The organism is Microbacterium sp. (assembly GCF_030149085.1).
GTDB lineage: Bacteria > Actinomycetota > Actinomycetes > Actinomycetales > Microbacteriaceae > Microbacterium.
The window spans coordinates 1-13,224 of sequence record NZ_JASBSF010000209.1 but is presented as its reverse complement, the minus strand read 5'-3'; the positions used below and the strand labels follow the sequence as shown (position 1 = coordinate 13,224).

Annotated in this window: 10 protein-coding genes; 3 read left to right on the top strand and 7 right to left on the bottom strand. The window is 66.7% G+C overall.

The genetic code is table 11. From position 1 onward, the window contains the following. Positions 1 to 242: 242 nt before the first annotated feature. Positions 243 to 608 (bottom strand): DUF3040 domain-containing protein, encoded by a 366-nt coding sequence (locus tag Q1V87_RS08395; RefSeq protein ID WP_292708065.1) that lies wholly within the window; start codon positions 606 to 608, stop codon positions 243 to 245. Positions 609 to 674: 66 nt separating this feature from the next. Between Q1V87_RS08395 and Q1V87_RS08390 the strand changes: the two genes are divergently transcribed. Continuing rightward, positions 675 to 1,769 (top strand): polyprenyl synthetase family protein, encoded by a 1,095-nt coding sequence (locus Q1V87_RS08390; RefSeq protein ID WP_300591684.1) that lies wholly within the window; start codon positions 675 to 677, stop codon positions 1,767 to 1,769. Positions 1,770 to 1,791: 22 nt separating this feature from the next. Here Q1V87_RS08390 and Q1V87_RS08385 read toward each other — a convergent pair whose 3' ends face one another. After that, positions 1,792 to 2,139 carry an Rv2175c family DNA-binding protein gene (locus Q1V87_RS08385; protein ID WP_366945421.1) on the bottom strand — a complete coding sequence of 116 codons (348 nt, stop codon included), beginning with the start codon at positions 2,137 to 2,139 and terminating at the stop codon, positions 1,792 to 1,794. A gap of 126 nt (positions 2,140 to 2,265) precedes the next feature. Between Q1V87_RS08385 and pknB the strand changes: the two genes are divergently transcribed. Further along, positions 2,266 to 4,239, top strand: a complete 1,974-nt coding sequence (gene pknB / locus Q1V87_RS08380; RefSeq protein ID WP_300591683.1) for a Stk1 family PASTA domain-containing Ser/Thr kinase — start codon at positions 2,266 to 2,268, stop codon at positions 4,237 to 4,239. A 39-nt stretch (positions 4,240 to 4,278) separates the two neighbouring features. Here pknB and Q1V87_RS08375 read toward each other — a convergent pair whose 3' ends face one another. Both Q1V87_RS08375 and Q1V87_RS08370 read right to left on the bottom strand, forming a co-directional pair. Continuing rightward, positions 4,279 to 5,616, bottom strand: a complete 1,338-nt coding sequence (locus Q1V87_RS08375) for a class II 3-deoxy-7-phosphoheptulonate synthase (protein WP_300591682.1) — start codon at positions 5,614 to 5,616, stop codon at positions 4,279 to 4,281. A gap of 4 nt (positions 5,617 to 5,620) precedes the next feature. Continuing rightward, positions 5,621 to 6,334 carry a 1-acyl-sn-glycerol-3-phosphate acyltransferase gene (locus Q1V87_RS08370; protein WP_300591681.1) on the bottom strand — a complete coding sequence of 238 codons (714 nt, stop codon included), beginning with the start codon at positions 6,332 to 6,334 and terminating at the stop codon, positions 5,621 to 5,623. Between the two features lie 198 nt (positions 6,335 to 6,532). On the opposite strand from Q1V87_RS08370, the gene Q1V87_RS08365 reads away from it, so the two are divergent. After that, the gene (locus Q1V87_RS08365) at positions 6,533 to 8,359 is read left to right on the top strand and encodes a long-chain fatty acid--CoA ligase (protein WP_300591680.1); all 1,827 of its coding nucleotides are present in this window, start codon (positions 6,533 to 6,535) and stop codon (positions 8,357 to 8,359) included. A gap of 22 nt (positions 8,360 to 8,381) precedes the next feature. On the opposite strand, the gene Q1V87_RS08360 is transcribed toward Q1V87_RS08365, so the two are convergent. The 3 genes from Q1V87_RS08360 to Q1V87_RS08350 all read right to left on the bottom strand — a co-directional run. Beyond that, a complete protein-coding gene (locus tag Q1V87_RS08360; RefSeq protein ID WP_300591679.1) occupies positions 8,382 to 8,873 on the bottom strand; it encodes a peptide deformylase in 492 nt (163 codons plus the stop codon). Between the two features lie 7 nt (positions 8,874 to 8,880). After that, positions 8,881 to 10,332, bottom strand: a complete 1,452-nt coding sequence (locus tag Q1V87_RS08355; protein ID WP_300591678.1) for a MinD/ParA family protein — start codon at positions 10,330 to 10,332, stop codon at positions 8,881 to 8,883. Positions 10,333 to 10,378: 46 nt separating this feature from the next. After that, positions 10,379 to 13,224 (bottom strand): pyruvate carboxylase (locus tag Q1V87_RS08350; protein WP_300591677.1); only part of this gene is annotated, 2,846 nt, incomplete at its 5' end.

The window sequence follows — 13,224 nt, the reverse complement described above, 5'->3', positions numbered from 1 at the left end:
CCACTTTACTCCACTTCCCTCCACTTTGTCACCACATTCCCGCCACAGCACTCCCCTGGCGCGTCTCTGCGCGCCAGGGCGCGACGAATCCTCACGGGAAGGCGGGATCCACTGGATGCCGAAACCACGCGGTTAACGACGAAACGCCGACCCGGAGGTCGGCGTTCGATGGCCCGTCAGAGGGCGGTGGAGAGGTGGGGAGTCAGGCGGTGGAGCGCAGTGGAGGGCAGAGCCTCAGCCGATCAACGGCCTTCCTGGCGGCGGTCCCAGCGCTCGTTCATGCGGTCCATGAAGCTGGCGCTCGTCCGTGTCGTGGCGGGCCGCTGGTCAGCGCGCTCGGGCTCGGGTCCCACGCGCTTGGCGGGCGTAACGGCGACGATGACGCCGGCGATCATCGCGAGGAAACCGAGAACACCGACGACGATCAGCTGCATCGCGACACCGACGATGAGGGCACCGATGCCCGCGAGGACGAGGATCGTGCCGTACACGACATTGCGATAGGAAAGACCACCGCCGCTGGACGCCGAAACGACATCGGCGTCGTTGCGCATGAGATGGCGCTCCATCTCGTCGAGCAGACGCTGCTCCTGTTCGGAGAGTGGCATGAGATCCCCCTCGGGCTGGATCGGTGGCACGATTCTACGCGCGCCGTCGATTACTAGGCTAGGCCCGTGTCAATAGGTAGTGATCCGGTCGGGGCAGTTTCTCAGCGAGTCGAGGACTTCTTGGCAGCGCGGGAGGCCGAGGCCGAACTCTTCGGCGACGAGGCGATCCTCCTCCACGGTGCTGCCGCTGAGTCAGTTCGCGGCGGAAAGCGGCTGCGCGCACGCTTCTGCTTTGCCGGATGGCGTGCGGTTCGGGAGCACTCTGGCGCCGATTTGGAGCCGACCGAGGACGTGTTGGCCGTGGCGGCGGCACTGGAGGTTTTCCACGCAGCGGCCCTCGTGCACGACGACATCGTCGATAACTCCGACACGCGACGTGGCCGTCCGGCATCTCACCGCGCCCTCGAAGCCGCCCACCGCGAGCGCGGCTGGGTCGGCGATTCTGCTCGCTTCGGTCGTTCGGGCGCACTCCTGCTCGGTGATCTTCTGGTCGCGTGGAGCGACGACCTCCTCGAGGAGGGCCTTGCTCTGGCAGCCCCGACAGCCGCAGCTGCCGGTCGCCGGGAGTTCGCACTGATGCGTCGCGAAGTCACGATCGGGCAGTTCTTGGACGTCGCAGAGGAGTCGGCGTACGTGACGGATGCCGACGATCGCCACGCCCAGCGCGCGCTGCGGGTGGCATCGCTGAAGTCGGCCAGGTACAGCATCCAGCAGCCCCTGGTCATCGGTGCCGCGATCGCCGGAGCTGACGCAGCGCAGCAGGCCGCCCTCGTCGCGTTCGGGCACCCGGTCGGGATGGCCTTCCAGCTGCGCGATGACGTCCTGGGTGTCTTCGGTGACGCCGAATCGACAGGCAAACCCTCCGGCGACGATCTTCGCGAGGGTAAGCGCACGGTGCTGGTTGCTTACACGCGCGAAGGGCTCCGCTCCGGATCACGCCGTCTGTTCGATGAGATGCTCGGCGATCCGGCTCTCGAACCCGACCAGATCGCGGCGATGCAGCAGACGATCCGTGAAACCGGAGCGCTGGAGCGGGTCGAAGACCTCATCCTCGACTACACCCGGACAGCCGAACGCGCACTGTCGGCCGCACCGCTGGGTAACCGCTCCGTGAGCGAGCTGCGGGAACTTGCCCGCGCAGCGACGGTGCGCACGACCTGAGCGCGAACCGCAGACCTCACTCTTAGGCGAGCGCCTGGGCTACCCGCCGAACCTCGCTCTTGCGCCCTGCCCGCAGCGCCTCGATGGGTGCCACACCGATCGTGTCATCGAGTGAGAGCATCCAGTCGATCGCTTCGTCGTCCGTGAACCCGGCGTCGTGCAGCACGATGATCGTTCCCCGCAGCGACGGCAGCGGATGACCGTCCACGATGAAGACGGCGGGGACCGCGAAGGCGCCGTGGCGCTTTGACCCGATGAGCTGTGACTCGTCCAGAAGTCGACGCACGCGGCCGAGCGGTTCGCCGAGGACCTCGACGAGTTCGGGCATCGTGAGCCAAGCGGTTTCAGTTGCAGGAGATGGGGTGGTCACGACAGCCATGATCTCACCAAGAGCAGCATCCCGACCGCGGCGGCGACCGATCGACGCCCGATACTGCTCATCCGCTTCTGTGAGCCGCTCCCAGGCGGGGCCGCTCCCGCTCCGTAGACTCGGTGCGTGAGCACCAGCGCGCAAACCGATCCTCTGATCGGCCGTCTCGTCGACGGCCGATACCGGGTGCGCGCCCGGATCGCTCGTGGCGGTATGGCTACCGTCTATGTCGCGACCGACCTACGCCTCGAGCGCCGCGTCGCCCTCAAGGTCATGCACGGGCACCTGAGCGATGACACGGTCTTCCAGAGCCGGTTCATCCAGGAAGCCCGGGCGGCCGCGCGGCTCGCAGACCCGCACGTCGTGAACGTGTTCGATCAGGGCAGCGATGGCGAGATCGCTTATCTCGTGATGGAGTACCTCCCCGGCATCACCCTGCGGGAGCTGCTTCGCGAAGAGAAGCGGCTGACGGTGCCGCAGACGATCTCGATCATGGATGCCGTGCTCTCCGGTCTTGCCGCAGCCCACCGTGCCGGCATCATCCATCGCGACGTCAAGCCCGAGAACGTGCTGCTGGCAGAAGACGGGCGCATCAAGATCGGTGACTTCGGCCTGGCGCGCGCGACGACCGCGAACACCGCGACCGGCGCTCAGTTGATGGGCACGATCGCATACCTTGCCCCTGAACTGGTGACCCGGGGAACCGCGGATGCCCGCAGCGACATCTACAGCCTCGGGATCATGCTCTACGAGATGCTCACCGGTGAGCAGCCGTATCGCGGTGAACAGCCGATGCAGATCGCCTTCCAGCACGCCACGGACTCGGTGCCGCGACCGAGCGTCAAGAACCCGGGTGTCCCCGAGCAACTCGACGAGTTGGTGCTGTGGTCGACCGAGAAGAAGCCCGACGATCGCCCCGCCGACGCAATGGAGATGCTGCAGCGGCTGCGGGAGATCGAGCGCAGCCTCGGTATCTCACCGCAGGTCGTCACAGCGGCAACCACCGGGATGATCGATCGCGACGATCCGAGCGAACTGACCAAGGTCCTACCCGCCACTACCGGCGCGACGGCCGTGCATGCCGAAGTCGACAACGCGGCACGCCTGCGGCGATCAGCGAACCGTCAGGGTGCGCGCACCGCCTGGATCGTCACTGTCGTCATCCTTCTCGCTGCCCTCGCCGCGGGAATCGGATGGTGGTTCGGGTCCGGCCCCGGCTCCCAGGTCTCCGTCCCCGCCGTGGCCGGAATGGACTACGACGGCGCGGCTGCGGCGATCAAGGCCCAGAACCTGGTTCCCGAGCAGGTGGGTGAGAACAGCCTCGAGGTCGATGAGGGACTGGTCATCCGTACCGATCCCCCGGCTGGCGACCGCGTCGACAAAGAGTCGACGGTGCGAGTCGTCGTGTCGCTCGGGCCCGCTCAGCATGACCTTCCCGCGGTCGTGGGCCAGCCCGCCGCCGATGCCCGCAATACGCTGTCGGGCTATCAGCTGATCGTCACCGAACCAGACGCCGAGGTGTTCACCGATGCCGCGGCTGGGACTGTCGTTGCCGTGTCCGTCACTCCACGCTTGGGTGGCGACCCGCAGGACTGCACGAACGGGTGCACCGTCTTCGAGGGCGATACCGTCACGCTGACCGTTTCGCTGGGTCCGGTTCCCGACGTCCGCGGCATGTCGGTGAACTCCGCGACCCAAACTCTTGAAGCCGCGCGCCTGACTGTGTCGGACGAGAGCGTCGACCAGTACGACAACGACATCGCAAAAGGCGAGGTCATTGGCATCGCCGAGCACCCAGACGGCGGGCAATGGCGGCCCGGCGAGACAGTGACACTCATCGTGTCCAAGGGTGTTCAGCCGGTCGAGGTCCCAGACGTGGGCGGCGAGACCATCAACTCCGCCGTGTCGATCCTCTCGGGCCGAGGCTTCGAAGTAAGCACTGATGCGCTGCCGCCGAAGGTGTTCTGGGACCTCTACACAGTGACGGGCACGGATCCCGCCGCTGGGTCGTACGAACCTCCTGGGTCGAAGGTCACGTTCACGGGGCTCACGCTGGGCAGCTCATCTAGCGGAAACAGCGGAAACAACCGGAACAACTGATTCGCTGGCCCGCCTTTGTCGACTCACGACCGAGCGCGCTTAGCGCTTCTCGAGCTCCTCGGCGACGAGGAACGCGAGCTCCAGAGACTGCATGTGGTTCAGTCGTGGGTCGCACAGTGACTCGTAGCGCGTGGCAAGGCCCGCTTCGTCGATCATCTCGGAGCCACCGAGGCACTCGGTGACGTCATCCCCGGTCAGTTCGACGTGTATGCCGCCCGGGAAGGTCCCGACGGCGCGGTGGGCCTCGAAGAACCCGCGCACCTCGTCGACCACGTCATCGAAGCGACGAGTCTTGTAGCCCGTCTGCGACGTGATGCCGTTGCCGTGCATCGGGTCGGTGACCCACAGGGGTGCCGCACCGGATGCCTTGATGGCCTCCAACAGCGGGGGAAGGGCATCGCGGATCTTGCCGGCACCCATGCGGGTGATGAAGGTAAGACGACCGGGCTCACGCTCCGGATCCAGCTTGTCGATCAGGGCCAGCGCGGTCTCGGGCGTCGTCGTGGGGCCGAGCTTCACCCCGATGGGGTTCCGGATGCGCGAGAAGTAGTCGACGTGCGCACCGTCGAGTTCGCGGGTGCGCTCCCCGATCCACAGGAAGTGGCTCGACGTGTTGTAGGGCGTTCCGGTGCGGGAGTCGATCCGGGTCATCGGGCGCTCGTAGTCCATGAGCAGGCCCTCGTGCCCGGTGTAGAACTCGACGCGTCGCAGTTCGTCGAAGTCGGCGCCCGCGGCTTCCATGAACTTGATGGCGCGGTCGATCTCGGTCGCCAGGCGCTCGTAGCGCTGGTTCGCGGGGTTCTGCGCGAAGCCCTTGTTCCAGCTGTGCACCTCACGCAGGTCGGCGAACCCACCCTGCGTGAACGCACGGATGAGGTTCAGCGTCGATGCTGCAGTGTGGTACGCCTTCAGCATCCGTGCCGGGTCCGCTCGCCGCGAAGCTTCGGTGAAGTCGTAGCCGTTGACGATGTCGCCGCGGTACGCGGGAAGGGTGACGTCTCCGCGGGTTTCGGTGTCCGACGAGCGGGGCTTGGCGAATTGCCCGGCCATGCGTCCCATCTTGACGACAGGCATCGAGGCGCCGTAGGTCAAGACGACTGCCATCTGCAGCACGGTCTTGATGCGGTTGCGGATCTGCTCGGCAGTCGCACCCGCGAAGGTCTCGGCGCAGTCTCCGCCCTGCAGCAGGAACGCCTGCCCGGCGGCGGCGCGGCCGAGCTTCTCGCGAAGGATGTCGACCTCGCCGGCGAAGACGAGCGGCGGGAGTGTCGCGAGCTCAGCCGATACCTCGGCGGCGGCCTCCGGCGCATACCACGACGGCTGCTGCTTGATCGGGAGCGTGCGCCAGTGGTCGAGCGGGTCGGTCTTGAGGAGCATCCGCTCAGTCTATCGGGGCGGGAACTGCCTCAGAGCGCGGCGGGGCGGCCCGGTTCTTGACCGTCGACGCATACACGTCGTCGTACTTCTGTTCCCCCAGCCGCTGCAACGCGACCATGATCTCGTCGGTGATGGAGCGGAGGATGTAGCGGTCCCCCTCCATCCCGTGGAAGCGGGAGAAATCGAGGGGTTCGCCGACGACGACGCCAACGCGCACGACGTTGGGAACCCGCTGGCCGATCGGCATCATCGTGTCGGTGTCGACCATGACGCACGGCACGACAGGCACCCGTGCTTCGAGCGCCATCCGGGCGATTCCGGTTCGCCCGCGGTAGAGCTGGCCGTCGGGGCTTCGGGTGCCCTCCGGATAGATACCCAGAAGGTCTCCCCTGCCGAGGACCTGAAGTCCCGTGTTGAGGGATGCCTCGGATGCCTTCCCGCCGGAGCGGTCGATGGGCAACTGTCCGGTCGCCTTGAAGAAGACGCGGGTCGCCCAGCCTTTGATGCCCTTGCCGGTGAAGTAGTCACTCTTGGCGAGGAAGGTGACGGGCCGGTCGATCATCAGGGGCAGGAAGATCGAGTCCGCGAAGGAGAGGTGGTTGCTCGCGAGGATCGCGGCCCCGGTCTTGGGGATATTGCGACGACCGACGATCCACGGACGAAAGATCGCCTTCACGACGGGGCCGATGACCACGTACTTCATGAGCCAGTAGAACACCGCTCGCACGCTCCTTTCCCCGTCGCCGGCGCCTCTGAAGTCTAGTCACGCCGTACTCTCGTGCTGAGACCACCTCGTCCCGGACCGCGTCACGATCTGTGCGGGTGGAACGTGGTGTCATCTCCCCTGAGATCGAGTCTCATCGGGTAGCATTGACGGTCAACCGATCCGCTTTTCACCGGTACCGAAGGAGTTGCCGTGGTTCAGTTCGATACCCCCGCGGTCGTGGCCCCCGATCCGCAGGCCAACGTCACCGATCTGCTCGTGGAACGGGTGAAGAAGACGCCGCAGCTGGCGCTGTTCGCCGTACCCGACGGCAGCGGATGGCGAGACATCACCGCATCCGACTTCCTGAACCAGGTTGTCGCACTCGCGAAGGGTCTGGTTGCCGGTGGCATCGAGCCCGGCGACAAGGTGGGCTTCATCGCCCGCACGACGTACGAGTGGACCCTGGTCGACTTCGCGATCTTCTTCGCGGGCGCCGTCATGGTCCCGATCTACGAGACCAGCTCCCCCACCCAGATCGCGTGGAATCTCTCGGATTCGGGCGCTGTCGCCTGCATCTGCGAGTCCGCTGACCATGAGGACCGCCTGCAGGAGGCGCTCGCTGAACTCCCGAACGTGCGATCGACGTGGGCGATGCACAAGGGCGATCTCGATGCCCTCGTCGAGCAAGGCAAGTCCGTCACGGATGACGAGATCGAGCGACGCCGGTCGCTTGCCGTGGGCGCCGACATCGCGACGCTGATCTACACGTCGGGCTCGACCGGACGCCCCAAGGGCTGTGTTCTGACCCACAGCAACTTCGTCGAGCTCTCTCGCAACTCGGCCGAGGCACTGAAGGAGGTCGTCGCCAAGCCCGGCGCATCGACCCTCCTGTTCATCACGACGGCGCACATCTTCGCGCGGTTCATCTCCATGCTGAATGTTCACGCAGGCGTCAAGACCGGCCACCAGCCCGACACGAAGCAACTGCTTCCGGCGCTCGGATCGTTCAAGCCCAGCTACCTGCTGGCCGTTCCTCGCGTGTTCGAGAAGGTCTACAACTCCGCAGAGCAGAAGGCAGCGGCCGGCGGCAAGGGCAAGATCTTCCGAGCCGCAGCCCACACCGCGATCGAGCACTCCAAGTACGTGCAGGAAGGACGCAAGGTCCCGTTCATGATGGGCCTGAAGTTCCGCCTGTTCGACAAGCTCGTCTACTCCAAGCTCCGTGAGGCGATGGGCGGCCGCGTCGAGTATGCCGTGTCGGGTTCTGCGCCGCTGGGTGAGCGCCTCGGCCACTTCTTCCACAGCCTCGGCGTCGACATCCTCGAGGGCTACGGCTTGACCGAGACCACGGCCCCCGCGACGGTGAACCTGCCCGGGAAGTCCCGGATCGGAACTGTCGGTCCGGTGCTCCCCGGTGTGGGCGTGCGAATCGCAGACGACGGTGAGATCGAGGTGCGGGGCATCAACGTCTTCCAGGAGTACTGGCGCAACCCCGAGGCGACAGCTGCTGCATTCGACGGCGAGTGGTTCAAGACCGGTGACATCGGTGCCTTCGACAAGGACGGCTTCCTGCGAATCACCGGCCGCAAGAAGGAGATCATCGTCACGGCAGGCGGCAAGAATGTGGCTCCGGCAGCGCTGGAAGATCCGATTCGGGCGAACCCGATCGTCGGGCAGGTGGTCGTGGTCGGCGACCAGAAGCCGTTCATCTCGGCCCTGGTAACCCTCGACCCCGAAATGCTGCCGACGTGGCTGTCCAACAACGGACTCCCGGGCGACATCTCTCTCGAGGAAGCGGCAACAAACGACGCGGTCCGCGCCGAGGTGCAGAAGGCCATCGACCGCGCCAACGCGTTCGTCTCCCGCGCCGAGTCCATCCGCAAGTTCGTCATCCTGCCCACGGAGTGGACCGAGGCAAGCGGTCACCTGACTCCGAAGATGAGCATCAAGCGCAATGTGATCATGGCCGACTTCGGCGACCACATCGAGGAGCTGTACTCGGTGCCGGTCTCGACCTCGAACCTGTCGCTGTCCTGACCGGTCCCACCGTCTGGCGGGACTAGAACCAGTCCGACTCGCGGACCTCGCGCATCGCTTGCTTGCGACGCGCGGGGTCCAGCCGGTCGAGGTAGAGCGTCCCGTCGAGGTGGTCGGTCTCGTGCTGCAGCGCCTGAGCCATGAGTCCCTCACCCTCGAGCACCACGGGATTGCCATCGAGATCGATGCCGTGAACGACAGCGTGCGGATAGCGCAGCGTTGCGTGCCACAGGCCCGGCACCGAAAGGCATCCCTCACCCACGAGCTCGGGCTCCCCCGACACCGAGACGAGCACGGGATTCAGGACATACCCGATCTCGCCGTCCACGTTGTAGCTGAACGCCCGCACGCCCACGCCGATCTGGGGGGCGGCCACACCCGCGCGCCCCGGCAGGGCGACAGTGTCGAGCAGGTCGGCGACCAGAGCCTTGGTGCCCTCGTCGATCTGCTCGATCGGGGTGCTCGGGGACTTCAGAACGGGGTCACCGAACACCCGGATGGGACGAACTGCCATTCGAGCCTCAGACCGTCACCGGAACGCGCAGCGACTCAACGACCGCTGCGGCCAGCTGACGGGCAGCTTCCCGAGTCGCCGGGTGGATCTCGTGGAAGCCGATCGCGGCTCCCGACGCGATGTGGGAGTCGTACGGCATCCGGATGACGGAGCGAACGCGGGTACGGAAGTGGGCCTCAACCTCGTCGGCCCGCACGAGCGGCGAACCGGGGCGCGTCGTGTTGAGCACGACGACGGCGTTGCGGACGCGATCGCCGTAACCGTTGGTCTCGAGCCACGTCAGAGTCTCGGACGCCAGGCGCGCCTCGTCGATGCTGAGACCTGCAACCACCACCAAAGAGTCGGCGCGTTCGAGGGTTGCCGACATCACGGAGTGCACGATGCCGGTTCCGGTGTCGGTGAGCACGACCGAGTAGTAGTGCGCGGCGACCTCGGCAGCGGCGCGGTAGTCGTCGTCACCGAAAGCTTCGGAGACGCGCGGGTCGGCATCCGAGGCGAGGACGTCCAGGCGCGTCTCGTCGCGCGCGACGATCGTCGAAAGGTCGTTGTAACCGACGACCTCATCCTTGATGCGCACCAGATCGCGGATCGTCTTGCCGCTGGTGCGGGCGATGCGCTCAGCGAGCGTGCCACGATCGGGGTTCGCGTCCACGGCCACGACACGGTCGTCGCGCGCATCAGCGAGCGCCATCCCGAGGAGCGTCGTGACGGTGGTCTTGCCGACTCCGCCCTTGCGGCTGAGGACCGGCACGAAGCGCGCGCCGCCCGGGAGCGGCGCCGCGATGCGCTTGCTCAATTCCTTGCGCTCGCGGGCCTTCTTGCTGTCGCCGACGTTGATGAGCGTGCCGGATGCCCGGTACAGCGCACTCTGCCAGAATCCCTCGGGTTCCGCCTTCGCCACGTAGTGCGGATCGAGCAGACGGTCGGCGGTGAGCACATCGGCGCCCTCGCGACTGACCTCCAGTTCACCCAACCGCTTCGAAGCAAGCGTCACGTCGAAGGCCACCGGCGACGGCTCCACCGCGCGAACGGGCTGAGCCACGGGAACAGCGATTCGGCTGGCGGGGGCCGCGGGCTCGGATTCGTGGGCTGCCACGGCGTCCTCCAGTGCGTCCTCCACGGCATCCTCGATGTCGGCGTCGTGGGTGTCGGTGTCGTGGGTGTCGGTGTCGTCGATATCTGTCGTGTGCACCGCGGTGTCGTCGACGTCCTCGATGATCTCGGCTTCCGCTGTGTCGGTGTGCACGGGGGCGCCGAGGTCGGCCGCGATGCGTCCCCGCCCCGTCGTTTCGTCGAAGTCCTCGTCGATGGCGTCGTCGTCATCGGCGGGCACCGGAAGGGTCACATCGACCTGCGCGGTCGACCCGCCGAGGAAGATTCCGGAGGTGTCCACGCGCTCTTCGTCGAGGATGCCGTGCTCTTCGGTCTCCGCTCGTTCCGGGTCCGATCGATCTGCCACGTGCTCTCCCTGCCGTCGTTGTGGCGGCGATGCGCCACCTCTCAGGCTATCCGGCGGGTCGCACGACGAGCAAAAGATCCCCAGCGTCGACCTGCTGCGGCGACCCGATCACGAGGCGTTCGACGACGCCGTCGACGGGTGATGTGATGGCAGCTTCCATCTTCATCGCCTCGATCGAGGCCACCGGCTGACCCGCGGAAACCCGGTCACCTTCAGCGGTCTTCAGCGTGACGACACCCGCGAACGGTGCAGCAACCTGGCCGGGCTTCGACGTATCGGCCTTCTCGGCCTGACGGACGTCGACCGAGATGCTGCGGTCGCGCACGAAGACGGGGCGAAGCTGGCCGTTGAGCGTGGTCATGACCGTTCGCATGCCCTTCTCGTCGGCCTCACCGATCGCTTCCAGACCCACGAACAACTGCACACCGCGCTCGATCTCGACGACATGTTCGGCACCGTGTTCAAGTCCGTAGAGATAGTCGACGGTGTCGAGCACGCTGACATCGCCGAACGTGTCGCGAACGCGTTCGAACTCCTTGGTCGGCGCCGGGAACAGCAGCCGATTGAGGGTTGCGCGCCGCTCGTCGGATGACCGGGCGAGCTTCTCGGCATCCTCGGCCCCCAGCGGCGCCGATCCGACGTGGTGCTCACGCCCCTGCAGGACCTTGGTGCGAAACGGCTCGGGCCATCCGCCCGGCAGGTCGCCCAGTTCGCCAGCCATGAAACCGACGACGGAGTCGGGAATGTCGTAACGCTCGGGGTTCGCTGCGAAATCGGCCGGGTCGGCCTTGACGGCGGCGAGGTGAAGCGCGAGATCACCGACCACCTTCGACGACGGGGTCACCTTGGGAACGCGCCCCAGGATGTCGTTGGCCGCCGCGTACAGGTCTTCGATGAGCTCGAAGTCTTCGGCAAGTCCGAGCGCGATCGCCTGCTGGCGCAGGTTCGACAGCTGCCCGCCGGGGATCTCGTGCCGGTAGACCCGGCCGGTGGGCCCCGGAAGACCGGACTCGAACGGGCGATACAGGTGCCGCACGGCCTCCCAGTACGGTTCCAGATCGGATGCCGCTGCCAGGTCGATTCCGGTGTCGCGGTCGGTGTTGGCAAGGGCTGCCACGAGCGCCGAGAGGGACGGCTGGCTTGTGGTTCCCGCCATCGGTGCGGCCGCCACGTCGACGGCATCCGCACCGGCAGCGGACGCTGCCAGCAGCGTCGCGAGCTGCCCACCGGCGGTGTCGTGCGTGTGGACGTGAACGGGCAGGTCGAAGCGGTCACGCAGCGCCGTGACAAGCCGGGATGCCGCCGCCGGCCGCAACAGCCCAGCCATGTCTTTGATCGCGAGGATGTGGGCACCGGAGGCAACGATCTGGTCGGCAAGCCGCAGGTAGTAGTCGAGGGTATAGAGGTCCTCGGTGGGGCTCAGCAGGTCGCCGGTGTAACACATGGCGACTTCCGCGACAGCTGTGCCGGTTGCCAGCACGCTGTCGATCGCCGGACGCATTTGTGAGACGTCGTTGAGGGCGTCGAAGATGCGGAAGATGTCGACGCCGCTGGCTGCAGCCTCGGCGACGAAGGCGTCGGTGACCTCCGTCGGGTACGGCGTGTAGCCCACCGTGTTGCGCCCGCGCAGCAGCATCTGAATCGCGACGTTCGGCAGGGCCTCGCGAAGACGGTCGAGCCGCTCCCAGGGGTCTTCGCCGAGAAAGCGCAGCGCCACGTCGTAGGTGGCGCCGCCCCACGCTTCGACCGAGAACAGCCCGGGCGTGAGGCGGGCGACGTAGGGCGCTACGGCGACGAGGTCCTTCGTGCGCACCCGCGTGGCAAGCAGCGACTGGTGAGCATCGCGGAAGGTCGTCTCGGTGACGGCGAGCGGCGTTTGTTCGCGCAGCGCGCGGGCAAACCGCTCGGGACCCAGCTCGAGCAGTCGCTGGCGCGAGCCGGCGGGCGGCTCCTGGGTCAGGTCGACCGCGGGGAGCTTGAGTGCGGGGGTGACGGTCACCGGGTTTTCGCCGTTGGGACTGTTGACGGTGACGTCAACGAGCCAGTTCAGCATCTTCGAGCCGCGGTCCTTGGACTCGCGCCCCCGTAGCAGCTCGGGCCGCTCATCGATGAACGCCGTCGAGAGGTCTCCGACCAGAAACGCCGGGTCTTCGAGCACAGCCTGCAGGAACGGGATGTTGGTCGAGACGCCCCGGATGCGGAACTCGGCGAGGGCACGCCGGGCCCGCAGCACCGCCGCGCCGAAGTCACGTCCGCGGCAGGTGAGCTTGGCGAGCATCGAGTCGAAGTGCGGGCTGATCTGGGACCCTGCCGCGGTCGTGCCGCCGTCCAGACGGATGCCGGCACCGCCCGGCGACCGGTAGGTCGTGATCTTGCCGGTGTCGGGGCGGAAGCCCTGCGTCGGATCCTCGGTCGTGATGCGGCACTGCAGTGCGGCGCCCCGAAGCCGGATGTTCTCCTGGTGCAGTCCCAGTTCCTCCAGGCTCACCCCCGAGGCGATGAGCATCTGCGACTGCACGAGATCGACATCCGTCACCTCTTCGGTGACGGTGTGCTCCACCTGGATGCGGGGGTTCATCTCGATGAAGACGACCTCGCCGGTGCGGGGGCCCGCGGTTTCGAGGAGGAACTCGACGGTGCCCGCGTTCTCGTAACCGATCGATTCGGCAAAGGCGACGGCGTAACGGTGCAGGTCGTCGCGGATCGTCGGGTCGAGGTTCGGCGCCGGCGCGATCTCGATCACCTTCTGGTGGCGCCGCTGCACCGAGCAGTCGCGCTCGTAGAGGTGGACGGTCTCGCCCGCCCCGTCGGCGAGAATCTGCACCTCGATGTGCCGCGGACGCCGCACCGCCTGCTCGAGGAACATCCGAGGGTCGCCGAACGCGCTCTGCG

What these genes read in the sequence shown, in the direction of transcription:
- Q1V87_RS08395 (WP_292708065.1), bottom strand. Translation starts at nt 608, where the DNA reads ATGCCACTCTCCGAACAGGAGCAGCGTCTGCTCGACGAGATGGAGCGC.
- Q1V87_RS08375 (WP_300591682.1), bottom strand. Translation starts at nt 5,616, where the DNA reads ATGCTCCTCAAGACCGACCCGCTCGACCACTGGCGCACGCTCCCGATC.
- Q1V87_RS08360 (WP_300591679.1), bottom strand. Translation starts at nt 8,873, where the DNA reads ATGGCAGTTCGTCCCATCCGGGTGTTCGGTGACCCCGTTCTGAAGTCC.